Here is a 25,461-nt window from a genome sequence, read left to right as displayed (position 1 = left end):
TCCGACCCCCGGTGGGGCGATCGTCAGGCGATGGCGGGACCGGCGGCCCAGCTGATCGCGATGAACGCGATGGTCGCGGTGATGGCGGATGCGACTCCCGCGCCCGCGATCGCCGCGACGACCGTCACGGCCGTCCGGCCGGCCTTGATGGCCGCCACGATCTGGCTCGCGGCAGCGGCGCTGATGCCGAGCGATCCGGCGATCCACATGGGGTCGAAGCCGGTGACGACGAGTCCGACGACGGCGAAGGCGAGTGCGGCCCCGACGGCCGCCACCTTCCAGGTGGACGTCCGGCTCGAGTTCGTGATGTCCGTGCTGATGGCGCTCATGGTGACAACTTCCTGATCCGGCACCAGGTGGACCCGTCCGTGGCAGGTGCGGGTGCTCGATGCCTGGTGCACGGCCCACGCTAGGCAGGACCGTCCGCGGGGGCCGCCTCCTCACGGCCAGCGCGGGACGACGTACGTCTACTCGCGATGGTCCGATGGGATGCCCCGGACCGGGCCCCGCGGGGACCCGCGGCGCCGGCGCGGCGGGGACGGGCCGCCACGACGGCCGAGGAACCCGGTCCCGGAGGTCGATACCTTCGTCGGTATCGAGAGCGACTAGTCCGGGACACGATCTAGTCATGGATCACGACGACGGGCACGAGGCGGGGACGTCGCCCGCCCTGGAGCCGAGCGGCGAATGGGTGAGGGCGCTCCTCCCCCTCCTCGTCCTCACCTCCCTGAGGGACGGGCCGTCCTACGGCTACGCCATGCTGACGCGGCTCGAACGGGCCGGGTTCCGGGGCGTGACCGGCAGCGGCCTCTACCCCCTGCTCGCGCGGCTGGAGCGCCGGCGGCTCGTCGCGACGGAATGGCGCCCGGGCGACGGGGGCCCCGGCCGCAAGTACTTCGTCCTCACCGAGGACGGCCACGCGCACGCGGCACGGCTCCGCGAGGCGTGGGCGCGCTTCACGGGCACGGCCGACGCATTCAACGAGATCGACAGGAGCAGCTGATGGACACGACCGACAGGTGGATCGACGAGTTCGGCACCGAGCTGGACAGGAGGCACATGGCCCCCGACCGGATCGAGGAGGCGGTCGACACCGTGCGGCAGCACGTGCGCGAGGCCGGGGGCGACGCCGGCACGGCGTTCGGCGACCCCGTCGTCTACGCCGCGGCCATCGCGGATCCCGACGACGAGTCCCCCGCCGGGGCCCCGGCGCTCATCGTCCTCGCGCTCATCGCCACGTTCGTCCTCGTGGCCCTCAGCGGGTCCGCCTGGATCGACGGCAGCGCCGACATGGCGCCGGCCGCGATCGCGAGCGGGGCGGGCCTGCTGGTCGCCGCGGCCGCGCTGTCCGTCTCCCTGTCCCGGCAGGCCGTCGCCGAGGCGCTCCGGGAGCGTCTCTCCCGCGACGCGGACCGGCGCTGGCGGGTCGCCTCCTCGGTGCTGCTGCTCATGCCGTGGACCATCGTCGGCTTCGCGGCGCTGGTGCTGGTCATCTCCGCGCTGCGCTGACGCACGGATCCCGCGCCGTCCGGGAGGACGGCGCGGGATCCGCGAGCGGCGGTCAGCTGCCGGCGCGCGTCACCACCACGTCGAACGTGGTCGTCCGCACGTTGCCGGCGCGGTCCTCCGCCGTGCAGGTGACCGTGGTCGTCCCCACCGGGAAGACCCCGCTGCGCGGCGGGTCGCACACCACGCGCACGTTCCCGTCGCGGGTGTCGATGGCCGACGGCAGCGCGTACGGGACGCGCGTGCCCGTGGCCTTGGTCGCCACCGCGGCGATGTCGTCCACGTCCGCGATGCGCGGCGCCGAGAGGTCGGCCGGACGCGCCGGCAGCCTCTTCGCGTCCACGATCCCCCAGTAGGCGGGAGCCGCCTGCAGGGCGTCGTCGAACGGGAGCGGCTGCTCCCACGGTCGCGCGATGGGCCACGTGCGCAGCCAGCTGCGCGCGTTGCTCACGCCCCAGAAGGTGATCGAGTCGATCGACGCGGCCTGCTGCCGGATCATCTGGAAGAGGTCGCGGTAGTAGTAGCCGACCTCCGCCCCCGCCTCGGCGTCGTCCGCGTACACCGGCGTGTACGGATCCTGCGGCGCCCCGCTCACGTCGGCGCCCTCGTTCTGGTTCGACGCGTTCACGTCGAGCTCCGTGATCGCCTGCAGCAGGCGCGTGTCGATGCGCTCCACCGCGCGGATCGAGTCGCGCAACCACGAGACGGGCCGCGCGAAGTCGACGTGCGCCTGGTGGCCCACCCCGTCGATCGGCACGCCGCGGGCGACGAGCGCGGAGATCAGCTCGAGGTAGTCGGCGCGCTTGGTCGGCAGCTCCGTGTTGTAGTCGTTGATGAAGAGCTTCACGCCCGGGAAGTAGGCGCGCGCCAGGCGGAAGCCCTCGTCGACGAAGCCCTCCCCCAGCACCTGGTACCAGCGGCTGTCGCGCATGTCGTGCGCGTTGTCGTTGGGGCCGTCGTCGATGACCTCGTTCACGACGTCCATCGCCCAGATCGGGCTGCCGCCGTCCGGGTAGCGGGCCGCCACGTGGTCCGAGATGCCCTTCACGTGCGCCTCCATGCGCGCCCGGAGGATCGCCTGGTCGGCGGGGCTGTCGGTGAGCGGGCGGTCGCCGTCGAGGAAGAACCACGCGGGCGTCTGCGAGTGCCAGAACAGCACGTGGTAGTAGACCTTCGTGCCCGTCCGGTCGGCGTAGTCGAGCAGCTGGTCGATCTGCGCGAACGTGAACCGCCCCTCCTCCGGCTGGACGCTCTCGGGCTTCCCGGCGTTCTCCGGCGTGAAGGCGTCGAACTGGCGGCTCACGAGGTCGGCGCCCGCGCCGACGGTCTCGCGGCCGTCGATGGCGACGCCGACGTGCTCGATGCCGCGGGCACCGAGGACGTCCTTGAGCGCCGGGATGTCGGTCTGCACGGGCGTGCCCACGGCGTCGCCCAGCTGGAAGTCGTCGAGGAGGAAGTCGGCGCCGACGGTGCCCTCCACGTAGACCTGCGCCTTGTCGACCGGTCCGCCGAGCGTGTAGGTGCCCGTCAGCTCGGTCCACGCGTCGGCGGTGACGCGCGCGGCGGCTCCGGCGACCCCGTCGTAGCCGCTGCCGCCGCCGGTGTCCCGCTGCACGGAGACCTTGAGCGACGCGGGCTCCTCCCCCGGCGCGAGGCGCGCCCACACGGTGACCTCGACCTCCTGGCCGACGGCGAGCGACGACGTGACGTCGAGGGCGGCGCCGTGCCACTCCTGCGTGCGGTCGGTGACGAGGAGGCTGCCGGACCCGGTGCGCGCCTCGGTGCTCGGGGCGATGCGGACACCGTCGCCCCGCGGGGCCCAGCCGTCCGTGCCGGACTCGAAGTCGGATCCGACCCCGGCCGGGACCCGGTCGGCGGCCTGGGCGGCGGGGGCGGTCAGGGCGCCCGCTGCGGCGAGGAGGCCGAGGGCGGTGAGGGCGGCGAGGCCGCGGCGGCGGTCGCGTCGCGGGCGGGCCCCGAGGCCGCTGCGGCCGGGGCTCGGAGGGCTGACGTCCGCGAGCGCGGACGTGGTGGTGCGGGGAATGCTCATCGTCGAACACCTTCCATGTGGTCCGACTTCGGTGTCGGATGCTCGCACCGTAGGCACCCTCCCCTGCGGGGGGCAAGGTATTCGAAAACCTTTGTTGCGTATGGCAACGAACGCACAGCGGCCCCCGTCCTCGACGAGGACGGGGGCCGCTGTGGTGACTCAGGAGGTGATCAGGCCTCCGGCAGCGGCGGACGCGCCGGGAGCTTCGACGGGTCCACGATGCCCCAGTAGGCGGGCATGGCCTCCTGGTTCACCCCGAACGGGAGCGGCTGGTCCCACGGCTGGTCGATCGACGGGCTGTGCAGCCAGGTGCGCGAGTTGTCCGATCCCCAGAAGGTGACCGAGTCGAGGTTCGCGGCCTCCTGCCGGATCATCGTGAACAGGTCCTTGTAGACCCAGCCCACGGCCGCGGCGGTGTCGTCCGGGTTCGAGTAGATCGGCGCCGTGTGCGCGCGGTTCTGGCTGTTGCCGGTCGCGGCCGCCTGCGAGGCGCCGACGTCGAGCTCGGAGATGGCCTCGATGAGGTTCGGATCGAGGGCCTTCACCGCGTGGATCGTGTTCCTCAGCTGCTCGATGTCGGTGCGGAGCCCGATGTGGCTCTGCTGCGACACGCCCTCGACCGGGATGCCGCGCTGGAGGAGGGCGGAGATCAGCCCGAGGTAGTCGGTGCGCTTGCTCGGCGAGTCGGTGTTGTACTCGTTGATGAAGAGCTTCACGCCCGGGAAGTACTTCTTCGCGAGCTGGAAGCCCTCGTCGACGAAGCCCTCGCCCAGCACCTGGAACCAGCGGGTGTCCTTCATGTGGTGCGGGTTCGCGTTGGGGCCGTCGTCGATGACCTCGTTGACGACGTCCATCGCCCAGATGGGGCTGTTCCCGTTCGGGTAGCGGGACGCGATGTGGTCGGAGATCGCCTTGACGTGGGCCTCCATGCGCGCCTTGAGCAGCGCCTGGTCGGCGGGGCTGTTCGTGAGCGGACGGCCGTTGTCGAGGAAGAACCAGGCGGGCGTCTGCGGCATCCAGAAGTCGACGTGGAAGTACATCTTCATGCCGTGGGCGTCGGCGAAGTCGAGGAGCTTGTCGACGCCGGTGAAGTCGAAGCGGCCCTCGACGGGCTGGATGGCGTCGGCCTTGCCCTCGTTCTCCGGGGTCATGGCGTTGAAGTGGCGGGCGATGAGGTCGGCCGAGGTGCCCTGCACCTCGCCGCTGCCCATCGCCACGCCGACGTGCTCGATGCCGGCGGCGCCGAGGACGTCCTTGAGCGCGGGGACCTGCATGCCGGGGACGGGCGTGCTCGGGGCGGCGGCGGATGCGGAGCCCGCCGGGAGGCCGACGGCGACGGCGGTGACGAGGGCGGCGGCCGACGCGAGGGCGGCGAGGCCGCGACGGGGGCGACGGCGGGCGTCGCGGTTCGGGAGGGACGGCGTCGTGCGGACGGACGCGTCGGGACGGGATGGGGTGGGGGTCACTGGTGCCTCTCGTACGGTGGATGGGACACCTGGACCCTAGGGAGGACCGGCCGGCCGCCGAGCGGGTTGTGGACAGGAGGCAACGATATCCGCAGCGGGGTGCGGATGCGCGGCGCGCCTCCCCCTCGGCCCGCGACGTGGTGCCGGCCGGTCAGCGGCGGCGTCGGCCGGTCACGACCCGCGTGCCGTCGTCCTCGTCCTCGGCCGCGTCGTCGCCCGGGTCTTGCGCGTCGCTCGCGTCGCCGGGCTCGACCCGCGCCTCGAGGCCGGCGCGCGCGATCGCGTCGAGGGCGGCGTCGACCTGCGCGTCCGCGACCTCGACGAGGAGGAGCCCGTCGGGCGCGAGCCACGGGCCGCTCCCCCGCGCCACGCGCCGCAGCACGTCGAGCCCGTCGACCCCGCCGTCGCGCGTCGCCTCCGGCTCGTGCAGGCGGGCCTCGGGCGGCATGAGGTCGAGCCCGGCGCGCGGCACGTAGGGCACGTTGGCCACCAGGACGTCGATCCCGCCCTGCAGCGTCGCGGGCAACGCCGCCATCAGGTCGCCCTGGTGCACCGAGGCCCCGCGCGGGACGAGGTTCTCCGCCGCGCACGCGACGGCGACGGGATCCACGTCGGCCGCGTGCACGACCGCGCCCGGCGCGTCGTCCGCGAGCACGGCGGCGATGGCACCCGAGCCGCAGCACAGGTCGACGACGACCGCATGCGCGACCTCGCCCGCCGCGGCCACCGCCGCCCGCGCGAGGCGTTCCGTGCGTCGGCGCGGCACGAACACGCCGGGGCGCACGATGATCCGCCGTCCCGCGAACGCGGCCCAGCCGAGGACCGTCTCGAGGGGCTCCCCGTCGACGCGGGCCGCGACCATGCGCTCGAGCCCCTCCGCGCGTCCGTCCCGCCCGGCGCCCGGGCCGGAGCCGTGGTCGGGATGGCGGTGCGCCGCCTCGGCGACGAGCAGCGCGGCCTCCTCCTCGGCGAACACGCAGCCCGCGGCCCGCAGGCGCGCGACCAGGTCGTCGTCGCGCGCATCCGGTCTCGCGTCGCGCGCATCCGGGCTCGCGCCGTGCGCGCTCAGATGTCGTCCGTGGCGCGCAGGTGCTCCAAGAGCGCCGCGGCGCGCAGCAGGTCGTCGCCGTGCACCGGGGGCTTCGACAGACGCGCGGCCTGCTCCATCCACTCGGCGCGGGCCGTCCGGACGCCCAGCAGGAGCTCCCGTCCCCCGTCGGAGAGGTGCAGGTAGGACCCGACGGGGTCCTCCGACTCCAGCACGAGGCCCTTCTGCATGAGCGACGCGAGGCTCGGCACGGTGGCCGCGCGGGCGGTGCGGGTGTCGAGCGCGAGCGACGCGCGGTCCATCCGCTCGGTGCCGGAGAGCCGACGGAGGATGAGGACCTGGACGCCGGTGAGCCCGTCCCAGCTGGCGTCGACGGACGCGTCGATGCGCTCGGACACGGAGCTGAGCGCGTCGGCGAGCCGGGCATGCGGGACGGTGGGATCGATCACGATGCTCCTGACGGTGGGCCGCGCCCCGACGGGTCCGAGGCGATCGCCTCCGGCCTGAGGGAGCGTCGTGTGGCTCAGGCTAGCCCCCTCGGGGCCCGTGCACGAGCGCCGCGTGATGCGGGGTCCGCGCGTGACGACGCCCGCCGCGGCGAGGGGGCCGGGCGGGCGTCGTGCGGCCGGGATCCCGGCGGGTGGATCAGGACGGGAACTGCGTGAAGTCCGCCGTCGCCGGGTCGGCGCCGAGGCGCGTGCCGGTCTCCAGGGTGTCGATCTCGGCGAGCTCCTCGACGGACAGCTCGACCTCGATGCTCTGGAAGTTCTGCACGATGCGCTCCGGGGTGACCGACTTCGGGATCACGATGCGGCCCTGCGCGAGGTGCCACGCGAGCACGATCTGCGCGGGGGTGGCGTCGTGCTCCTTCGCGAGGCGCGTGACGACCTCCGACTCGAGGTCGGCGCCCTGGCCGAGCGGGCTGTACGCCTCGACCTCGATGCCGCGCTCGACCGAGAAGGTCGAGAGATCGTGCTGCTGGAACGTGGGGTGCACCTCGATCTGGTTGACCGCGGGCACGACGTCGGACTCGGCGGCCAGCTTCTCCAGGTGCTCCGGGAGGAAGTTGGAGACGCCGATCGCGCGGATGAGGCCCTCGGCGTGCAGCGCCTCGAAGGTCTTCCACGTCTCCACGTAGAGGCCGTGCTTCGGGTAGGGCCAGTGGATCAGGTAGAGGTCCACCGCGTCGACGCCGAGCTTGCGGCGGCTGTCCTCGAAGGCGCTGCGGGCGCTGTCCGCGCCCTGGTCGCCGTTGCGGAGCTTGGTGGTGATGAAGAGCTCCTCGCGCGGGATGCCCGTCGCCTGGATGGCGGCGCCCACGCCCTCCTCGTTGTAGTAGCCGGCGGCGGTGTCGATGTGGCGGTAGCCGGCCTCGAAGGCGCGCTCCACGGCCTGCTGCGTCTCGGCGGGCGGGGTCTGGAAGACGCCGAAGCCCAGCTGCGGGATGGTGACGCCGTTGTTCAGGGTGATGAGGGGGGATGCCATGTGCTCTCGTCTTCTTCGTCTCGATGGTCACGGGGAGCGGGGCGCCGTCGTGCTCGGCTCCCCGCGTCCGTCCACCGTACGCCCGGCCCGCGCCCCGACGGCCCGCAGGACGCCGGGCTCCGCGCTGGGCGAACACGCGGCCGCGCGCCGGTCGCGTCCCGGACACGTGCCGCTCGCGCCCCGGACGCGACGACGGGCGCCGTCCCCTCGCGAGGAGCGGCGCCCGTCGGTGGCGCGGAGCGGCGGGTCAGCGGCCGGAGGTCTCCAGCACGTAGCCCTCCTCGCCGTGGACGATCGTGTCGATGCCCGCGATCTCGTCCTCGTTCTTCACCCGGAAGCCCATGGTCTTCTGGATGATCGTGCCGATGACGTAGGAGAGGACGAACGAGTAGATCAGCACGGCGAACGCGGCGAGGGCCTGCTTGCCCAGCTGCTCGAGCGAGCCCGAGTAGATGAGGCCGACGTTGGTCGCGAAGATGCCGATGTAGAGCGTGCCGATGAGGCCGCCGATGAGGTGGATGCCCACCACGTCGAGCGAGTCGTCGAAGCCGAGCTTGAACTTCAGCTCGATGGCCACGGCGCAGACGGCGCCGGCGACGAGCCCGAGCACGATCGCCCAGGTCGGCGAGAGCGCGGCGCAGGCCGGGGTGATGGCGACGAGGCCCGCGACGGCACCGGAGGCGGCGCCCACCGAGGTGGGCTTGCCGTCGCGGATCTTCTCGACCACGAGCCAGCCGAGGATGGCCGCGGCGGGCGCCGCGATGGTGTTGAGGAACGCGATGGCGGCGATGCCGTCGGCCGCGAGCTCGGATCCGGCGTTGAAGCCGAACCAGCCGAACCACAGCAGGCCGGCGCCGAGGAGCACGAAGGGCGGGTTGTGCGGCACGTGCATGCCCTTGGCGAACCCGACGCGCTTGCCGAGGACGAGCGAGAGGGCGAGGGCCGCGGCGCCCGCGTTAATGTGCACCGCGGTGCCGCCGGCGAAGTCGATGGCGCCGACGTTGTAGGCGATCCACCCGCCGTCGACGGTCGCGCCGTCGGCGAGCGTGAAGTTGAAGACCCAGCTGGCGACCGGGAAGTAGACGATCGTGGCCCAGACGCCGGCGAAGACCATCCACGCGCCGAACTTGGCGCGGTCGGCGATGGCGCCGGAGATGAGCGCGACGGTGATGATCGCGAAGGTCGCCTGGAAGGCGGCGAACGCCAGCGTCGGGTAGGCGGAGGTCTGCTCGCCGAGGGCCGCCGTGTACGCGTCCCCGAGGCCGAGTTGGCCGAGGTCGATGCCGAGCACGCCGTCGATGCCGACGAAGCGCGGGTTGCCCGCGGCGCCGTCGGGGCCGTTGCCGAACGCGATGGCGTAGCCGTACAGGACCCAGAGCAGCCCGATGAGGCCCATGGCCCCGAAGCTCATCATCATCATGCTGATGACGCTCTTGGCCTTGACGAGCCCGCCGTAGAAGAACGCCAGACCCGGCGTCATCAGGAGGACCAGCGCCGCGGCGATCAGGAGGAAGGCGGTGTTGCCTTGGTCCATGGTGTTTCACCTCTCGTAGATCGTGCAGGGGTCGCACCGACGGGGGCGAGCGGCCGCCCGTGTGGTCGGGTGGTTCGGCGCGTGCCGGGTGCCGGGTACGGAACCAGTGTCCGGGGGCGAGGTTTCGCGGGCTCGCCGGACGTGTTTCGGGCGCGTTACACGGGAGGCGGCCGTGTGAACATCGTGTTACCGGACGCTCGGGAGGCCGCCTCGGCGGCCCCGGACCCAGCTCCGTGGGAGCCGCGTGCGCTACAGCTCGCGGGCCGAGGCCGTGAGCGAGATGAGCCGCGAGATCGCCCGCAGGTACTTCTTCCGGTACCCGCCCGCGAGCATCTCGGCGGAGAAGGCCTCGTCGAACGGGGTGCCCGTCGCGAGCAGCGGGATCTGCGCGTCGTACACGCGGTCGACGAACGCCACGAAGCGGAGCGCGTCCGTCTGCCCGGTCAGCTGGGTGACGTCGCGGAGGGCGATCACGTCGACGCCCTCGATGAGCTTCACGTACTTCGACGGGTGCAGGCGCGCGAGGTGCCCCACGAGCTCGGCGAAGCCGTCGACCGTGACCTGTCGCCCGCCGGCGCCGGCCGCCTCGGCGCGCGCGTCGAGGTCGGCGTCGTCGACCGTCACCGCGTGGCCCTCGAAGGCGCGGCGGCGGTAGTCGAGGCCGTCGATGCGGATCGTGTCGAACCGGTCGCTCATGGCCTGGATCTCGCGGAGGAAGTCGGCCGCGGCGAAGCGCCCCTCCCCCAGCGCGTTCGGCGGGGTGTTGCTGGTCGCGGCGATGCGCGTGCCGTCGGCCACGAGGTCGGAGAGCAGGCGCGTCATCATCATGGTGTCGCCCGGGTCGTCGAGCTCGAACTCGTCGATGGCGACGAGCGTCGCGCCGCGGAGGATCTCGACCGCGCCCTGGTAGCCGAGGGCGCCGACGAGCGCCGTGTACTCGATGAAGGTGCCGAAGTACTTCGGCCCCGGCATCGCGTGCCAGAGGGAGGCCAGGAGGTGCGTCTTGCCGACGCCGAAGCCGCCGTCGAGGTAGACGCCGGGCTTCACGGCCGGGGCCTTCCGCCGGGAGAAGAGGCCGCCACGGGATCCGGCGCGGTCGCCCGAGAACGCGCGGAGCACCTCGACGGCCTGCGCCTGCGTGTCGTACTCCGGGTCGGGCCGGTAGGTGTCGAAGCGCGCCTCGTCGAACTGCCGCGGGGGCACGAGGTGCGCGGCGATCTCCTGGCCGGTGATGCTCGGCGACCGTCCGACGAGCGCCCCCGGTCCCGCGCCGCGCTCGTCGTGGTGCCGGGATCCGGTGTCGGTGTTCGTCACAGGTGGGTCTCCGGCTGTCATGGGAAGGTCCCGCGCATCGCGAACCGTTACCGTGGATGGTGGTCGTCGCGCGCGCCGAGCGCCCGCGGGAGACCCCCAGACTAGACCGCGTCCCACCCAGCGCGGCCCTCGAGGCCGCGAGATCAGGAGAGCCCCATGGCCGTCGAGCCGGACACCACCCCCAGGTTCGCCGAGTACGCCCACCCCGAGCGGCTCGTGAGCGGCGACTGGCTGCAGGAGCGCCTCGCGGACGGCGCGCTCACGCCCGGCCTCGTGGTCGTCGAGTCCGACGAGGACGTGCTGCTGTACGAGACCGGCCACATCCCCGGCGCGGTCAAGCTCGACTGGCACACCGACCTCAACGACCCGGTCCAGCGCGACTACGTCGACGGCGAGCGGTTCGCCCAGCTCATGTCGGAGCGGGGCATCTCCCGCGACAGCACGGTCGTCGTCTACGGCGACAAGAGCAACTGGTGGGCCGCCTACGCCCTCTGGGTCTTCACGCTCTTCGGCCACGAGGACGTGCGCCTCCTCGACGGCGGCCGCGACAAGTGGATCGCCGAGGGCCGCCCGACCACCACCGACCAGCCCGAGGTCGCGCCCGTCGAGTACCCCGTCGTCGAGCGCCGCGACGAGGAGATCCGCGCGTTCAAGGACGACGTGCTCGCGCACCTCGGCCACCCGCTCATCGACGTCCGCAGCCCGGAGGAGTACACGGGCCAGCGCACGACCGCTCCCGCGTACCCCGAGGAGGGCTCGCTCCGCGCCGGCCACATCCCCACGTCGCGCAACGTGCCGTGGGCCAAGGCCGCCGCCGAGGACGGCTCCTTCAAGACGCGCGCCGAGCTCGACGCCGTCTACCGCGAGGGCGCGGGCCTCTCCGACGGCGACGACGTCGTGGTCCTCTGCCGCATCGGCGAGCGGTCGAGCCACACGTGGTTCGTGCTCACGCACCTGCTGGGCTTCGAGGGCGTCCGCAACTACGACGGATCCTGGACCGAGTGGGGCTCCGCCGTGCGCGTCCCCATCGTCCAGGGCGCCGAGCCCGGGGAGCTGCCCTCCCGATGAGCGGCTCCCCCGCGCTGCCCGCGGCGCTCGCCGAGATCCGCGACGACTTCCTCGCGCTCGGGCAGCGCGACCGGCTGCTCCTCCTGCTCGACTTCAGCAACGACCTGCCGGAGCTGCCGGCGCGCTACGCCGAGCACCCGGACCTGCTCGAGCGGGTCGAGGAGTGCCAGTCGCCCGTGTTCATGTTCGTGGAGGTCGTGGACGGCGACGTGCACGTGCACGCCCAGGCGCCGGCCGAGGCGCCGACGAGCCGCGGCTTCGCGTCGATCCTCGCGCAGGGGCTCGACGGGCTCCCGGCCGACGATGTGCTCGCGGTGCCCGACGACTACCCGTCGACCATCGGGCTCGACGCCGCCGTCTCGCCGCTGCGCATGCGCGGCATGACGGCGATGCTCGGCCGCGTCAAGCGCCAGGTGCGCGAGCGGCTCGCCGGGTGAGGATCTCGCGGGTCCTGCCCGTGGCGGGCGCAGGCGACGCCGCCACCCGCGGGCTCGACGACGACGGCACGCGGGTCTGGCTCGAGGGCCTCTACCGGCCCGGATCCCCCGTGCACGTGCGCCTCAACTTCGTGGCGTCCGTCGACGGCAGCGTGATCGGGGCCGACGGGTCCTCTGACAGCCTCAGCAGCGTCGTGGACCGCCGCATCCTCGGGGTGATCCGCGAGCTCGCCGACGTCGTCCTGGTCGGCGCCGGCACGGTGCGCGCCGAGCGGTACGTGCTCCCCCGCCGCACGCCCCTCGCGGTCGCCACGTCGTCGGGCGACCTCGCCGGGCACCGCTTCGACGCCGACGCCGAGGCGGGCCGCCTGCTCGTCCTGTGCCCGCCCGAGGCGCGCGACCGCGCCCTCGCCACCCTCGACGGGGTCCCCGCCGATATCGTGCCGGTCCCGCTGGGCGCGGCCGCGGACGGCCGTCTCTCGGGCGACGACGTCATCGACGCGCTCGGCCGCCACGGCCTCACGAGCGTGGTGTGCGAGGGCGGGCCGGCCCTCGCCGCGGCGCTCCTCGCCGCCGGCCGCGTCGACGAGCTCTGCCTCACCACCTCCCCCGAGCTCGTCACGCCCCTGATGCCCCTCGTGCCGGCGGGCTCCGGGATCCACGCGCCCATGCGCCTCGCGCAGCTGCTCGTGGACGACGACCACCGCACGTACGCCCGGTGGGCCGTCGACCGCGGCTGATGCCCTGGTCGCGGGCGCATCGCCCGGAGCCGACCGGCGTGGCTCCCGGCGGGCGCGACCGCGGAACGTAGTCTGCCCACGTGGTAGACACCCGTGACAGCGCCGAGGATCCGCCCGAGTTCCGCGCGGCGCTGGACGCGCTCCGGCGGGCCACCACCCGGTCCGAGCTCGTGCTGACCAAGATCCCGTCGCCGTCGTCGAACCTCGCGCCCTACGCCGTGGCGCTCGCGGCGGACGTGTCGCCGTCCGGCCACGCGTCCGACTCGGAGCTCGGCACGGGCCGCTTCATCCTGCTGCACGACCCCGAGGAGCCCGAGGCCTGGGGCGGCGCGTTCCGCATCGTCTGCTTCGCGCAGGCGCCCCTCGAGACCGACATGGGCACGGACCCCTTCCTCGCGGATGTGGCGTGGTCGTGGCTCGTCGACGGGCTCGCCTCCCGCGGCGCCCGCTACTCGGCGCCCTCGGGCACGGCGACGCGGATCATCTCCACCGGCTACGGCGAGCTCGCCCGCCAGGGCAGCGGCGCGAAGATCGAGCTGCGCGCCTCGTGGACGCCCGCCGACGCCGACGTGACCGCCCATGTGGAAGGCTGGGGGGAACTACTGTGCATGCTCGCCGGACTCCCTCCCGCGGGCGAAGGAGTGACACTGCTATCAGCGCGACGCACCCGGACGTGAACGCCCCGTCCGACATCCCCGACCCCGCCGACGGCCGCGCGGACGCCTCCGGATCCGTCACCTCACCGCGGCTCCGCCGCCCGGCCATGGGCGCCTCCCTGTTCTCGGACGTGCCCGGATCCACCGCCACCGACGCCGTGGTGGCGCGCACCCGGACGCGTCGGGCCGCCCCCGCGGAGACCGCGGCCGTCGCGGACGCCACGGCGTCGGACGCGTCCGTCGCGCCCGTGCCCGACTCCCCCGCGGCGGAGCCGGACGGCTCCGAGGCCCGCCCGCGCACGACCCGCGGGCGCGGCCGTCGCGCGTCCTCCGCACCCGCCGAGGCCGCGTCGGCGCCGTCCGCGGAGTCCGCCGACCCGTCGACCGCCGTCCAGGACGCGCCCGCGCGCCCCGCCCTCCGCGAGGCCGCGGCCACGGGCGACCTGACGGTCATCGACACGCGCGAGGAGTACCTGCGCGCGGTCGACGCGATCGCCGCCGGCACCGGGCCCATCGCCGTCGACGCCGAGCGCGCCTCCGGCTTCCGCTACAGCCAGCGCGCCTACCTCATCCAGGTGTTCCGCCGGGGCGCGGGCACGTTCCTGTTCGACCCGCCCGCCGTCGGCTCGTTCGCGGAGCTCGACGCGGTGATCCGCGACGTCGAGTGGGTCCTGCACGCCGCGAGCCAGGACCTCGCGTGCCTCCGCGAGGTCGGGCTCGACCCGCAGCGCATCTTCGACACCGAGCTGGCCTCGCGCCTCCTGGGTCTGCCCCGCGTGGGCCTCGGCACCGTGGTGGAGGAGCTGCTCGGGATCCACCTGGCCAAGGAGCACTCGGCCGCCGACTGGTCGACCCGCCCGCTCCCCCGCGCCTGGCTCGTCTACGCGGCGCTCGACGTGGAGCTGCTCGTCGACGTCCGCGACGAGATCGCGCGCCGCCTCGACGAGCAGGGCAAGACGCGCATCGCCGAGCAGGAGTTCGCCGCGACCATCGCGAAGGAGGCGAAGCCGGCGCGCGTGGAGCCGTGGCGTCGCCTGAGCGGCCTGCACGGCGTCCGCGGAGGACGCAACCTCGCGGTCGCGAAGGAGCTGTGGGAGGCCCGGGACGCCTACGCGCGCGAGGTCGACACGAGCCCCGGCCGCCTCGTCCCCGACGGGTCCCTCGTGGCCGTCGCGCGGGTGCTGCCGCAGTCCAAGCGCGACCTCGCGGCCGTCCGGGAGTTCTCGGGCCGCGCGAGCCGCAGCGAGATCGACCGCTGGTGGGCCGCCGTCGAGCGCGGGCTCGCCGCGACCGAGTTCCCGTCGCTGCGCGGCGCCGGCGAGTCGATGCCGCCCGCCAAGGCCTGGGCCGACAAGGACCCCGCCGCCGACCGCCGCCTCAAGCGCGCCCGCGCGGCCGTCCAGGAGGTGGCCGACGGCATGTCCCTCCCCCAGGAGAACCTGCTGACGCCCGAAGTGCTCCGTCGCGTCGCGTGGACGCCGCCCGCCGACCTCGCCCCCGAGGCCGTCGGCGAGGCGCTCGCCTCGTGGGGCGCGCGTCCCTGGCAGATCGAGGCGGCGGCCCCCGCGGTCGCGGCGGCCTTTGTCGATGCGGACCAAGCGGACGACGCAGCCGACGACGGGGCCTCGTAGGAACAGTCAACGGATTCGGCCCCCGTCCGGCTTCTTCCTAGGGTGGGGGAAATCGATGCGAGGAGGCGTCAGTGGTCGAGAGAGCCGAAGTCCATTTCGTGGACGGGGTACGCACCCCGTTCGGACGAGCGGGCGAGAAGGGCATGTACTGGCGGACCCGGGCCGACGACCTCGTCGTCAAGGCCATGATCGGGCTGCTGGAGCGGAACCCGGAGGTCCCGAAGGACCGGATCGACGAGGTCGCCATCGCGGCCACGACCCAGACGGGCGACCAGGGCCTCACGCTCGGGCGCACCGCGGCGCTCCTGGCCGGGCTCCCCCGCTCCGTGCCGGGCTTCGCCATCGACCGGATGTGCGCGGGCGCCATGACGAGCGTCACCGCCACCGCCGGCGGCATCGCGTTCGGCGCCTACGACCTCGCGATCGCGGGCGGCGTCGAGCACATGGGCCGCCACCCGATGGGCTTCGACGCGGATCCGAACCCCCGCTTCCTCGCCGAGCGCCTCGTGAGCCAGGACGCCCTCAACATGGGCAACACGGCCGAGCGCATCCACGACCGGTTCCCCGCGCTCACCCGCGAGCGGGCCGACCGCTATGCGCTCGCGAGCCAGCAGAAGACAGCCCTCGCGTACGCGAACGGCGAGATCCAGCCGGACCTCGTGCCCGTCGCGACCCGCTCCGAGAGCGGCTGGGGGCTCGCGACGCGCGACGAGGCCATGCGCCCCGAGACGACGCTCGAGGGGCTCGCCGGCCTCCGTACCCCGTTCCGCCCGCACGGGCGCGTCACGGCCGGCAACTCGTCGGGCCTCAACGACGGCGCCACGGCCGCGCTGCTCGCGAGCGGCGACGCCGTGAAGGAGCTCGGCCTCACCCCGAAGATGACGCTGGTCTCGTTCGCCTTCGCGGGCGTGGAGCCCGAGATCATGGGCATCGGCCCGGTGCCCAGCACCGAGAAGGCGCTCCGCAAGGCCGGCCTCACGATCGACGACATCGGGCTGTTCGAGCTCAACGAGGCGTTCGCCATCCAGGTGCTCAGCCTGCTGGACCACTTCGGCATCGACGACGACGACCCGCGCGTCAACGAGTACGGCGGCGCGATCGCCGTCGGGCACCCGCTCGCGTCCAGCGGCGTCCGGCTGATGAACCAGCTCGCGCGCCAGTTCGCGCAGCACCCCGAGGTCCGCTACGGCCTCACGGCGATGTGCGTGGGCCTCGGCCAGGGCGGCAGCGTCATCTGGGAGAACCCGCACTTCACCGGCAAGAGGAAGAGGACCAAGTGACCGACACCAGCCGCTTCCGGGAGCTCGTGGCGCTCGATCCCGACGAGGTCGTCACCCACTCGTTCGTCCGCGACGTGCCGCTGCCCTCCGGCGGCGTGCTCGCGCTCGTCACGCTCGACAACGGGCGCGACCACACCCGGCCGTCCACCCTCGGCCCGGCCACGCTGCTCGAGCTCGCCGACGTGCTCGACCGGCTCGCGGCACGCGCGGCCGCCGGGGAGATCCGCGGCGTCGCGATCACCGGCAAGCCGTTCATCCTCGCCGCGGGCGCCGACCTCAGCAAGGTCGGCGAGATCCCCAGCCGCGAGGTCGGCCGGCAGATGGCGCAGCTCGGGCACGACACGCTGGGTCGGCTGCACCGGCTCGGCGTCCCGTCGTTCACGTTCGTCAACGGGCTCGCGCTCGGCGGCGGGCTCGAGATCGGCCTCAACTCCGACTACCGCACGGTCGACGAATCCGTCCCCGCCGTCGCGCTGCCCGAGGTGTTCCTCGGGATCATCCCCGGCTGGGGCGGCGCGTGGCTGCTGCCGAACCTCATCGGCATCGAGAACGCCCTCAGGGTGATCATCGAGAACCCGCTCAAGAACAACCGCACGCTGAAGGCCGCGGACGTCATGGAGCTCGGCATCGCCGACGCGTCCTTCCCGTCCGCGTCGTTCCTCGAGCAGTCGATCCGCTGGGCCGACGGCGTCATCTCCGGCGCGATCGAGGTCACGCGTCCGAACGCGCCCGGCCGCCTCGAGCGCATCGCCAAGTGGGACGTCGCCATCGGCATCGCCCGCAGGTCGCTCGAGCAGCGCATCGGCACGGTCGCGCAGTCGCCGTACCGGGCGCTCGACCTGCTGCAGGCCGCCAAGCGCAGCACGCGCGAGGAGGGCTTCGCCGCCGAGGACGAGGCCCTCGCCGACCTCATCTCCGGCGACCAGTTCCGCGCGAGCATCTACGCCTTCGACCTCGTGCAGAAGCGGGCGAAGCGGCCGGCGGGCGCCCCGGACAAGGACCTCGCGCGGCCCGTGACCAAGGTCGGCGTCGTCGGCGCCGGGCTCATGGCCTCGCAGTTCGCGCTGCTGTTCGTCCGCCGCCTCCAGGTGCCCGTGGTCATCACCGACCTCGACCAGGCGCGCGTGGACGCGGGCGTCGCCGGCATCCACGGCGAGATCCGGAAGCTCGCCGAGAAGGGGCGCGTCTCCCGCGACGAGGCCAACCGCCTCACGGCGCTCGTCACGGGCACGACCGACAAGGCCGACTTCGCCGACGCGGACTGGGTCATCGAGGCCGTCTTCGAGGAGCTGGGCGTGAAGCAGGCGGTCTTCGCGGAGATCGAGCAGCACGTCTCCGACACCGCGATCCTCGCGACCAACACGTCGTCCCTCTCGGTGGAGCGGATCGGCGAGCGGCTCGCGCACCCGGAGCGCCTCGTGGGCTTCCACTTCTTCAACCCGGTCGCGGTCATGCCGCTCATCGAGGTCGTGCGCACGCCGCAGACCACGGACGCGACGCTCTCCACCGCGATGCAGGTCGCGCGGAAGCTCAACAAGAACGCCGTCATCACGCGCGACACCCCGGGCTTCGTCGTCAACCGGATCCTCGCCAAGGTGCTCGGCGAGGCCATGCACGCGGTCGACACGGGCACGCCCTTCGAGGTCGTCGACCGGTCGCTCGCGCCCTTCGGCCTCCCCATGACGCCGTTCGAGCTGCTCGAGCTCGTCGGCCTCAAGGTCGGGGCGCACGTGCTGGACACGCATCACGCGGCGTTCCCGGACCGGTTCTTCGAGAGCCCGAACCTGCACCGGCTCGCGGACCTCGGGCGCATCTACGCGCGTGACGCGAAGGGCCGGCCGACGGGCTTCGACAAGGAGGCCGTCAAGATCGTGAAGGGGGGCAAGGACCCGATGACGGCCGAGGCGATCCGCGAGCGGGTCGAGACGGGGCTCGCCGACGAGGTGCACCGCATGCTCGAGGACGACGTGGTGCACGCGGCGGAGGACATCGACCTGTGCCTCATCCTCGGCGCCGGCTACCCGTTCCAGATGGGCGGCCTCACGCCCTACCTCGACCGGGTCGGCGCGAGCGAGCGCGCGTTCGGCACGACGTTCCACCGGCCGGCGATCCGCGGCGTGGCGTAGCGCTCCACCGGACGACGGAGGGCCCGGCCGTGATGGCCGGGCCCTCCGTCGTGCGACGCGGCGGTTAGGCCTGCTCGTCCTCCTCCGGCGCCACGGAGACGCGGTCGGCGTCGTCGCGCAGCGGGCGGGCGGACGGCACGCGGCTGCCGAGGACCTGCGCGACCACGTCGCGCGCGATGTGCTGCGGCGTCAGGCCGACGCGCTCGAGGATCTCGCCGCGGCTCGCGTGGTCGAGGAACTCGTCCGGCAGGCCCAGCTCGGTGACGCCCGTGTCGATGCCGGCCTCGCGGAGGTCCTGGCGGATCCGGGTGCCGATGCCGCCCACGACCACGCCGTCCTCGATGGTCACGACCAGGCGGTGCGTGCCCCCGAGCTCCACGACGCTCCGCGGCACGGGGACGACCCAACGCGGATCCACGACGGTCGCGCCGATGCCCTGCGCCTGGAGCCGCTCGGCGACCTCGATGCCCATGGCGGCCATCGGGCCCACGGTGACGATGAGGACGTCCTTCGCCTCCGACTCGTGCAGCACGTCGACACCGTCGTCCAGGCGCCGCAGCGCCTCGATCTCGTCGCCCACGGTGCCCTTCGAGAAGCGCACGACCGTGGGCGCGTCGTCCACCTTCACGGCCTCCCCCAGCTCCTCGCGGAGCCGCGTCGCGTCGCGCGGGGCGCTCAGGCGGATGTGCGGCACGATCTGCAGCAGCGCGAGGTCCCACATGCCGTGGTGGCTGGGCCCGTCGGGGCCGGTGACGCCCGCGCGGTCGAGCACGAAGGTCACGCCGGCGCGGTGCAGCGCCACGTCCATGAGGACCTGGTCGAACGCCCGGTTCACGAAGGTGGCGTAGAGCGCGACGACGGGGTGGAGGCCGCCGTACGCGAGGCCGGCCGCGCTCGTCACCGCGTGCTGCTCGGCGATGCCGACGTCGTGCACGCGGTCGGGGTGCTTCTCCGCGAACTTGTGGAGGCCCACGGGACGCAGCATCGCGGCCGTGATGCCGACGATGCGCGGGTCCTCGTCCGCGAGGGCGAGGATCTCGTCCGCGAACACGCTCGTCCAGCTCGCCGCCTGCGCGGCGTCGATCGGCTCCCCCGTCTCGGGGTCGATCTGGCCGACGGCGTGGAACTGGTCGGCCACGTCCCGGCGCGCGGGCTCGTAGCCGCGGCCCTTCTCGGTGATGGCATGGACGATGACCGGGGCGCCGTAGTCGCGCGCCTGCTCGAGCGCCTCCTCCATCGCCTGCTGGTCGTGGCCGTCGATGGGCCCCAGGTACTTGATGTCGAGGTTCGAGTACAGCGCCTCGTTGTCGGTGACCCGCGTGAGGAAGCCGTGCAGCCCGCCGCGGAGCCCGCGGTAGAGGCTGTCCCCCGGCGCGCCGAAGACGCCGAAGACGCGTTGGCTGGTCTCGTACAGGCCGCGGTAGGTGCGGCGCGTGCGCACGGTGTTGAGGAACCGCGCCATGCCGCCGATGGTCGGCGCGTAGGAGCGGCCGTTGTCGTTGACGACGATGATCAGCTTCCGCGTGTTGTCGTCGGAGATGTTGTTGAGCGCCTCCCACGTCATGCCGCCGGTGAGGGCGCCGTCGCCCACCACCGCGACCACGTGCCGGTCGGTCTGCCCCGTGATGCCGAAGGCGCGCGAGATGCCGTCGGCCCAGCTCAGCGAGCTGGACGCGTGCGAGCTCTCCACGATGTCGTGCTCGGACTCCGACCGCTGCGGGTAGCCGGCGAGGCCCCCGGAGGCGCGGAGCCGGCTGAAGTCCTGGCGGCCCGTCACGAGCTTGTGCACGTACGACTGGTGCCCGGTGTCGAAGACGATGGGGTCCTTCGGCGAGTCGAAGACCCGGTGGATCGCGAGGGTCGTCTCCACGACGCCGAGGTTGGGGCCCAGGTGGCCGCCGGTCTTGGACACCTCCGCCACGAGGAACTGCCGGATCTCCGCGGCGAGCTCGAGCATCTGCTCGCGGCTCAGCCGGTCGAGGTCCCGGGGTCCCGTGATGGTCTCGAGGATTCCCATGCTGACCGCCTTCCCTCGGACGCCATGTCGCGACGTCCGCCGATTCGAGTGTACGCAGGGCCCTGCATGCACGAAGGAGGCCGGGCGTCGCCGCCCGGCCTCCTCAGGGTGCTGTTACGCGACGAGGCTGCGCAGCACGTACTGCAGGATGCCGCCGTTGCGGTAGTAGTCCGCCTCGCCGGGGGTGTCGATGCGGACGAGCGCGTCGAACTCCACCGTCTCCTTGCCCGCGGGCGAATCGGAGGTGGGGGCGGCGACCACGCGCACGGTGCGCGGCGTGGTGCCGGAGTTCAGCTCCTCGAGGCCCGTGATGCTGATCTCCTCGGTGCCGTCGAGCCCCAGGGTGTCCCAGGTCTCGCCCGTCGGGAACTGCAGCGGGACGACGCCCATGCCGATGAGGTTCGAGCGGTGGATCCGCTCGAAGCTCTCGGTGATGACGGCCTTGACGCCCAGCAGGCTCGTGCCCTTGGCCGCCCAGTCGCGCGACGAGCCGGAGCCGTACTCCTTGCCCGCGAGGATCACGAGCGGGGTGCCGGCGGCCTGGTAGTTCTCCGACGCGTCGTAGATGAACGACTGCGGGCCGCCCTCCTGCGTGAAGTCGCGCGTGTAGCCGCCCTCGACGCCGTCGAGCAGCTGGTTCCGCAGGCGGATGTTCGCGAACGTGCCGCGGATCATCACCTCGTGGTTGCCGCGACGCGAGCCGTAGGAGTTGTAGTCCTTACGGCCGACGCCGTGCTCGTCGAGGTAGTGGCCCGCCGGGCTGTCCGCCTTGATGGAGCCGGCCGGGCTGATGTGGTCGGTCGTGACCGAGTCGCCCAGCTTCGCGAGCACGCGGGCGCCCGTGATGTCGGAGACCGGCGTGGTCTCCATCGTGAGGCCCTCGAAGTACGGGGGCTTCCGCACGTAGGTCGACTCCGCGTCCCACTCGAACGTGGCGCCCGTGGGCGTGGGGAGCGAGCGCCAGCGCTCGTCGCCGTCGAAGACGCCGGCGTACTGGTGCGTGAACATGCCCGTGTCGATGGAGCTGTCGATGGTCGACTGGACCTCGGCCGCGTCGGGCCAGATGTCCTTGAGGAACACGTCGTTGCCCTCGGTGTCCGTGCCGAGCGCGTCGGCGTCGAAGTCGAAGTTCATCGACCCGGCCAGCGCGTACGCGATCACGAGCGGCGGGCTCGCGAGGTAGTTCATCTTCACGTCGGGGTTGATGCGGCCCTCGAAGTTGCGGTTGCCCGAGAGGACGGCCGTCACGGCGAGGTCGTTGTCCTGCACCGCGGTGGAGATCTCGTCGAGCAGCGGCCCCGAGTTGCCGATGCAGGTCGTGCAGCCGTAGCCGACCGTGTAGAAGCCGAGGTCCTCGAGGTACGTGGTGAGGCCGGACTTCTCGTAGTAGTCGGTGACGACCTTGGAGCCGGGCGCCAGCGTGGTCTTCACCCACGGCTTGGCCTTCAGGCCCTTCTTGCTGGCGTTGCGGGCGAGGAGCCCGGCCGCCAGCATCACCGACGGGTTCGACGTGTTGGTGCACGAGGTGATCGCCGCGATGGCCACCGCGCCGTGGTCGAGCGTGAAGTCGCGCCCGTCCTCGAGGGTGACGCGCGTCGGCTTCGTGACGCTCGCGGGGCTGTGCGACGCGTGGTGCGTCTCGTGCGTGGAGTGCTCGTCCTCCGGCTGGAGCTCGCCCGGGTCGGACGCGGGGAAGCTCATGGCCGACGCGAGGTCGACGATGTCGTGGTCGACCTTCGCGTAGTCGTTGAGGTCGCGCTCGAACTGGCCCTTGGCATCCGTGAGCTCGATGCGGTCCTGCGGGCGCTTCGGGCCGGCGATGGACGGGACGACCGTGGAGAGGTCGAGCTCGAGGTACTCGCTGAACGACGGCTCGACGTCCGCGTCGTGCCACAGCTTCTGCTCCTTGGCGTAGGCCTCGACGAGCGCGACCTGCTCCTCGCTGCGACCGGTGAGGCGCAGGTACTCGAGCGTGACGTCGTCGATGGGGAACACCGCGGCGGTGGAGCCGAACTCGGGGCTCATGTTGCCGATGGTGGCGCGGTTCGCGAGCGGGACGGCGCCGACGCCGGTCCCGTAGAACTCGACGAACTTGCCGACGACGCCGTGCTTGCGGAGCATCTGCGTGATCGTGAGCACGACGTCCGTCGCGGTGACGCCGGTGGGGATCTCACCCGAGAGCTTGAAGCCGACGACCTTGGGGATGAGCATCGAGACGGGCTGGCCGAGCATGGCCGCCTCGGCCTCGATGCCGCCGACGCCCCAGCCCAGCACGCCGAGGCCGTTCACCATGGTGGTGTGCGAGTCGGTGCCGACGCAGGTGTCGGGGTAGGCCTGGAGGACGCCGCCCACCTCACGCGTCATGGTGACGCGGGCGAGGTGCTCGATGTTGACCTGGTGGACGATGCCGGTCCCGGGCGGGACGACCTTGAAGTCCTCGAACGCCGTCTGGCCCCATCGGAGGAACTGGTACCGCTCGCCGTTGCGCTCGTACTCGATGTCGACGTTGCGCTCGAGCGCGTCCTCGGAGCCGAAGAGGTCGGCGATGACCGAGTGGTCGATCACGAGCTCGGCCGGCGCGAGCGGGTTGATTCGGGTCGGGTCCCCGCCCAGCTCGCCGACGGCCTCGCGCATGGTGGCGAGGTCGACGATGCAGGGGACGCCGGTGAAGTCCTGCATCACGACGCGGCCGGGGGTGAACTGGATCTCGGTGTCGGGCTCCGACTCCGGCACCCAGTCGCCGAGGGCGCTGATCTGCGATCCGGTGACGTTCTTGCCGTCCTCGGTGCGGAGCAGGTTCTCCAGCAGCACCTTGAGGCTGAACGGGAGACGCTCGTGGCCCGCCACGGTGTCGATGCGGTAGATCTCGTAGTCGGTGTCCCCGACGCGGAGTGTGTCCTTCGCGCCGAAGCTGTTGATTGCAGACACGTGGCCCTCTTCCCTCGCTGGATGGGCGCGGAACCCGCGTTCCGCCCGTCATCCGATCTTGGTCGCCCGCCGCGGCCGGGTCCAGTAAGGCGACCCTGAGCGGGCGCGCCGACGCGAGGCGGGGACGGCGTCGATGTATCTCGACGTCGAGATAAACGTATCACCGCATCGGTGGCCCGGCGCCGCGGCGCGCCCGGGCCGGCGGGTGACGGCTCAGGCGGCGGGCCGAGCGGACCGCTCGCCCGCGTACACCGCGCGGACGAACAGCCAGGAGAGCACGAGCAGCACGCCGTAGAGGGGCGTGCCCATGACGAGGCGGGCGACGCCGAGCGCGTCGATGGAGTCGGCCAGGTAGAGCGGGAGCTGCACCGCGAGGCGGAGGCCGAAGAAGCCGACCCACACCACCGTGAGGAGGCGGAGGGCGCGCGCCTTCCGGCGATCGCGTCGCCAGGCGGTGCCGTCCCCCATCAGGAACCCGACGGCGACGCCGACGAGCGGCCAGCCGACGAGGACGGAGACCAGCAGGGCCGTGAAGTACGCCCCGTTGGTCCAGAGGCCGAGCGCGTAGAAGTCCCGGCCCTCCCCGGAGCGGAGGGCGAGGACGGCGGAGATCACGATGCCGACGAGGCCGCCGACGGCCGGCGCCACGGCCGATCGCTGGATCAGCCGCGCGACGACAGCCGCGACCGCGACCGCGACCGGGACGGCGACGGACAGCACGACGTCGCGCGTGATCGTGAAGGCGACGAGGAAGAGGAGGCCCGGCACGATCGCCTCGAGGACGCCGCGGACCCCGCCCATGGCGCCGATCAGGGCGGAGGCGGTCATCTGCTCGCCGCGCGCGGCCTGGCCGAGCCCGGCGCGCTCGGCCGCCTGGGCCATGCTCGCGCCGATCGCCTCACCGGGAGCGGGGGCGGGAGCCGGCTGCTCGGGCCGCGCGTCGGGACCGGGCTCCGGCCGGCGCGGCTCCTCCCCCGCCGTCATGCTCAGGAGCCCAGGGCCGGAGCCGCGGCCTCGCCTGCGGGTGCGGCGCCCGACGTGGTGCCGACCTGCGCGGCCGGCATCTTCAGGGGGATGAGGTCGCGCGGCGGCATGGGCGAGGATCCGCGGACCACGACGACGCTGCGGAACAGGTCCTCGACGGCGGCGGCCGCCTCGGGGTCGGACACGGCCCGGCCCGTGATGACGCCGCGCAGGAACCAGCGCGGTCCGTCGACGCCGATGAAGCGCGCGTCGCGCGTGGTCGCCGCGGGCTGGCCCGGCTGCGGGACGACGGGGATGACCGCGTGCAGCTCGGGGCCGAACGGGCCGTCGGCGAGGCGCGTCGTGCCGCCCTGCCGCTGGATCTGCTCGCCGATGGTCGTGCGGATCTCGTGCCACAGCCCTCTCGAGCGCGGCGCCGCGAACGGCTGCACCTGGAGGCTGGACTCGGCGAAGTCGAGCCCGACGGCGACGACCTGCTGCGTGCCCTCGGCCACCTCGAGGCGGAGGTGGAGGCCCTCGCGCGGCAGGATCTTGATCCCGCCGAGGTCGACGTAGGGACGGACCGGGTTCGCCTCGGTCTCGTCGAGGGGACCCTCGTCGGCCCGGTCGTCGGGCGCGGACTTCGCGTCGAGGACGTGCTCGGCCTCGTCCGCGACGGCGTCGTCGGGCTGGTCGGTGGTGTCGTCGGTCATGTTCGGTCTCCTGACTCTCGGGCGGGGAGGGCGCCGGTGCCCGTGGAGCCGAAGCCCCCCGAGCCGCGGTGGCTCCCGGGCAGCTTCTCCACGGGCACGAAGCGCACCCGGCTGACCGGCATGACGACGACCTGCGCGATGCGGTCGCCGACCGCGACATCGTACGCGTCGTCGGCGTCGGTGTTGAGGAGCGTCACCCGGATCTCGCCGCGGTAGCCGGCGTCGACGGTGCCGGGCGCGTTGACGATGGTGATGCCGTGTCGCGCGGCGAGCCCGCTGCGCGGCAGCACGAAGGCGGCGTAGCCGTCGGGGAGGGCGATCGAGACGCCGGTCCCGACGGTGGCCCGTCGTCCGGGCTCGAGGCGCACGGCCTCCGCGCTCACGAGGTCGGCGCCGGCGTCGCCGGGGTGCGCGTAGGCGGGGATCGGGGCGTCGCCCGCGATGAGGACGTCGACGGGATCGGGCACGGTCCGAGGCTAGTGCAGGAATCTGATCGAAT

General features: G+C 73.0%; 22 protein-coding genes. 9 read left to right on the top strand and 13 right to left on the bottom strand.

Translation table 11 applies throughout. The features are described 5' to 3' along the window. Positions 1-23: 23 nt before the first annotated feature. On the bottom strand, positions 24-329 hold the full coding sequence (locus FGG90_RS04515) for a hypothetical protein (RefSeq protein WP_094129958.1): 306 nt from the start codon (positions 327-329) through the stop codon (positions 24-26). A 299-nt stretch (positions 330-628) separates the two neighbouring features. Between FGG90_RS04515 and FGG90_RS04510 the strand changes: the two genes are divergently transcribed. Together FGG90_RS04510 and FGG90_RS04505 are read left to right on the top strand one after the other, a co-directional pair. After that, positions 629-1,003, top strand: a complete 375-nt coding sequence (locus FGG90_RS04510) for a PadR family transcriptional regulator (protein ID WP_094129961.1) — start codon at positions 629-631, stop codon at positions 1,001-1,003. Next, complete coding sequence (locus FGG90_RS04505) at positions 1,003-1,509, top strand: hypothetical protein (RefSeq protein ID WP_094129964.1); 507 nt, start codon at positions 1,003-1,005, stop codon at positions 1,507-1,509. Before FGG90_RS04510 ends, FGG90_RS04505 begins: the two co-directional genes overlap by 1 nt. Before the next feature lie 52 nt (positions 1,510-1,561). Here FGG90_RS04505 and FGG90_RS04500 read toward each other — a convergent pair whose 3' ends face one another. The 7 genes from FGG90_RS04500 to zapE form a co-directional block, all read right to left on the bottom strand. Continuing rightward, on the bottom strand, positions 1,562-3,556 hold the full coding sequence (locus FGG90_RS04500) for an endo-1,4-beta-xylanase (protein ID WP_094129967.1): 1,995 nt from the start codon (positions 3,554-3,556) through the stop codon (positions 1,562-1,564). Positions 3,557-3,726: 170 nt separating this feature from the next. Next, positions 3,727-5,022 (bottom strand): endo-1,4-beta-xylanase, encoded by a 1,296-nt coding sequence (locus FGG90_RS04495; protein WP_094129970.1) that lies wholly within the window; start codon positions 5,020-5,022, stop codon positions 3,727-3,729. Positions 5,023-5,173: 151 nt separating this feature from the next. Continuing rightward, positions 5,174-5,998 (bottom strand): putative protein N(5)-glutamine methyltransferase, encoded by an 825-nt coding sequence (locus tag FGG90_RS04490; RefSeq protein WP_237583517.1) that lies wholly within the window; start codon positions 5,996-5,998, stop codon positions 5,174-5,176. An 89-nt stretch (positions 5,999-6,087) separates the two neighbouring features. Beyond that, complete coding sequence (locus tag FGG90_RS04485; RefSeq protein WP_094129973.1) at positions 6,088-6,519, bottom strand: helix-turn-helix domain-containing protein; 432 nt, start codon at positions 6,517-6,519, stop codon at positions 6,088-6,090. A 196-nt stretch (positions 6,520-6,715) separates the two neighbouring features. Continuing rightward, positions 6,716-7,555: an aldo/keto reductase gene (locus tag FGG90_RS04480; protein WP_094129976.1), complete on the bottom strand. Its 840-nt coding sequence runs from the start codon at positions 7,553-7,555 to the stop codon at positions 6,716-6,718. 247 nt (positions 7,556-7,802) lie between these two features. Next, a complete protein-coding gene (locus FGG90_RS04475; protein WP_086517487.1) occupies positions 7,803-9,089 on the bottom strand; it encodes an ammonium transporter in 1,287 nt (428 codons plus the stop codon). A 249-nt stretch (positions 9,090-9,338) separates the two neighbouring features. Then, positions 9,339-10,403 carry a cell division protein ZapE gene (gene zapE, locus FGG90_RS04470; RefSeq protein WP_094129979.1) on the bottom strand — a complete coding sequence of 355 codons (1,065 nt, stop codon included), beginning with the start codon at positions 10,401-10,403 and terminating at the stop codon, positions 9,339-9,341. 156 nt (positions 10,404-10,559) lie between these two features. On the opposite strand from zapE, the gene FGG90_RS04465 reads away from it, so the two are divergent. The 7 genes from FGG90_RS04465 (at position 10,560) to FGG90_RS04435 (ending at position 18,341) form a co-directional block, all read left to right on the top strand. Next, positions 10,560-11,471 (top strand): sulfurtransferase, encoded by a 912-nt coding sequence (locus FGG90_RS04465; protein WP_094129982.1) that lies wholly within the window; start codon positions 10,560-10,562, stop codon positions 11,469-11,471. Beyond that, on the top strand, positions 11,468-11,908 hold the full coding sequence (locus FGG90_RS04460; RefSeq protein WP_094129985.1) for a SufE family protein: 441 nt from the start codon (positions 11,468-11,470) through the stop codon (positions 11,906-11,908). The genes FGG90_RS04465 and FGG90_RS04460 overlap by 4 nt, the downstream gene beginning before the upstream one ends. Continuing rightward, the gene (locus FGG90_RS04455; RefSeq protein WP_094129988.1) at positions 11,905-12,648 is read left to right on the top strand and encodes a dihydrofolate reductase family protein; all 744 of its coding nucleotides are present in this window, start codon (positions 11,905-11,907) and stop codon (positions 12,646-12,648) included. The genes FGG90_RS04460 and FGG90_RS04455 overlap by 4 nt, the downstream gene beginning before the upstream one ends. Before the next feature lie 80 nt (positions 12,649-12,728). Then, positions 12,729-13,325, top strand: coding sequence for a DUF3000 domain-containing protein (locus tag FGG90_RS04450; protein WP_094129991.1), 597 nt, complete (start codon positions 12,729-12,731; stop codon positions 13,323-13,325). 422 nt (positions 13,326-13,747) lie between these two features. Then, on the top strand, positions 13,748-14,935 hold the full coding sequence (locus FGG90_RS04445; protein WP_094131499.1) for an HRDC domain-containing protein: 1,188 nt from the start codon (positions 13,748-13,750) through the stop codon (positions 14,933-14,935). A 143-nt stretch (positions 14,936-15,078) separates the two neighbouring features. Then, positions 15,079-16,215: a thiolase family protein gene (locus FGG90_RS04440; protein ID WP_414146759.1), complete on the top strand. Its 1,137-nt coding sequence runs from the start codon at positions 15,079-15,081 to the stop codon at positions 16,213-16,215. After that, positions 16,212-18,341: a 3-hydroxyacyl-CoA dehydrogenase NAD-binding domain-containing protein gene (locus FGG90_RS04435; protein ID WP_094129997.1), complete on the top strand. Its 2,130-nt coding sequence runs from the start codon at positions 16,212-16,214 to the stop codon at positions 18,339-18,341. The genes FGG90_RS04440 and FGG90_RS04435 overlap by 4 nt, the downstream gene beginning before the upstream one ends. Before the next feature lie 64 nt (positions 18,342-18,405). Here the strand turns inward: FGG90_RS04435 and dxs are convergent, their stop codons facing one another. From dxs to dut, 5 genes are all read right to left on the bottom strand, one after another. Next, a complete protein-coding gene (gene dxs, locus FGG90_RS04430; RefSeq protein ID WP_094130000.1) occupies positions 18,406-20,358 on the bottom strand; it encodes a 1-deoxy-D-xylulose-5-phosphate synthase in 1,953 nt (650 codons plus the stop codon). Between the two features lie 114 nt (positions 20,359-20,472). Continuing rightward, positions 20,473-23,286: an aconitate hydratase AcnA gene (acnA, locus tag FGG90_RS04425; protein WP_094130003.1), complete on the bottom strand. Its 2,814-nt coding sequence runs from the start codon at positions 23,284-23,286 to the stop codon at positions 20,473-20,475. Positions 23,287-23,499: 213 nt separating this feature from the next. Then, positions 23,500-24,270 (bottom strand): DUF3159 domain-containing protein, encoded by a 771-nt coding sequence (locus FGG90_RS04420; protein ID WP_094130006.1) that lies wholly within the window; start codon positions 24,268-24,270, stop codon positions 23,500-23,502. Between the two features lie 2 nt (positions 24,271-24,272). Next, on the bottom strand, positions 24,273-24,962 hold the full coding sequence (locus tag FGG90_RS04415) for a DUF3710 domain-containing protein (RefSeq protein ID WP_094130009.1): 690 nt from the start codon (positions 24,960-24,962) through the stop codon (positions 24,273-24,275). Beyond that, the gene (dut, locus tag FGG90_RS04410) at positions 24,959-25,429 is read right to left on the bottom strand and encodes a dUTP diphosphatase (RefSeq protein WP_094130012.1); all 471 of its coding nucleotides are present in this window, start codon (positions 25,427-25,429) and stop codon (positions 24,959-24,961) included. The genes FGG90_RS04415 and dut overlap by 4 nt, the downstream gene beginning before the upstream one ends. Between the last annotated feature and the right edge of the window lie 32 nt (positions 25,430-25,461).

This window comes from Clavibacter michiganensis subsp. tessellarius (genome assembly GCF_021922985.1).
Lineage (GTDB): Bacteria > Actinomycetota > Actinomycetes > Actinomycetales > Microbacteriaceae > Clavibacter > Clavibacter tessellarius.
The sequence above is the reverse complement of the archived record's forward strand: the minus strand, read 5'-3'. Positions and strand labels throughout refer to the sequence as shown.

Excerpts from the sequence above, each read along its gene's own strand:
- FGG90_RS04515 (WP_094129958.1), bottom strand. The coding sequence starts at position 329 with ATGAGCGCCATCAGCACGGACATCACGAACTCGAGCCGGACGTCCACC.
- FGG90_RS04510 (WP_094129961.1), top strand. The coding sequence starts at position 629 with ATGGATCACGACGACGGGCACGAGGCGGGGACGTCGCCCGCCCTGGAG.
- FGG90_RS04505 (WP_094129964.1), top strand. The coding sequence starts at position 1,003 with ATGGACACGACCGACAGGTGGATCGACGAGTTCGGCACCGAGCTGGAC.
- FGG90_RS04500 (WP_094129967.1), bottom strand. The coding sequence starts at position 3,556 with ATGAGCATTCCCCGCACCACCACGTCCGCGCTCGCGGACGTCAGCCCT.
- FGG90_RS04480 (WP_094129976.1), bottom strand. The coding sequence starts at position 7,555 with ATGGCATCCCCCCTCATCACCCTGAACAACGGCGTCACCATCCCGCAG.
- FGG90_RS04475 (WP_086517487.1), bottom strand. The coding sequence starts at position 9,089 with ATGGACCAAGGCAACACCGCCTTCCTCCTGATCGCCGCGGCGCTGGTC.
- FGG90_RS04465 (WP_094129982.1), top strand. The coding sequence starts at position 10,560 with ATGGCCGTCGAGCCGGACACCACCCCCAGGTTCGCCGAGTACGCCCAC.
- FGG90_RS04460 (WP_094129985.1), top strand. The coding sequence starts at position 11,468 with ATGAGCGGCTCCCCCGCGCTGCCCGCGGCGCTCGCCGAGATCCGCGAC.
- FGG90_RS04440 (WP_414146759.1), top strand. The coding sequence starts at position 15,079 with ATGTACTGGCGGACCCGGGCCGACGACCTCGTCGTCAAGGCCATGATC.
- dxs (WP_094130000.1), bottom strand. The coding sequence starts at position 20,358 with ATGGGAATCCTCGAGACCATCACGGGACCCCGGGACCTCGACCGGCTG.
- FGG90_RS04420 (WP_094130006.1), bottom strand. The coding sequence starts at position 24,270 with ATGACGGCGGGGGAGGAGCCGCGCCGGCCGGAGCCCGGTCCCGACGCG.
- FGG90_RS04415 (WP_094130009.1), bottom strand. The coding sequence starts at position 24,962 with ATGACCGACGACACCACCGACCAGCCCGACGACGCCGTCGCGGACGAG.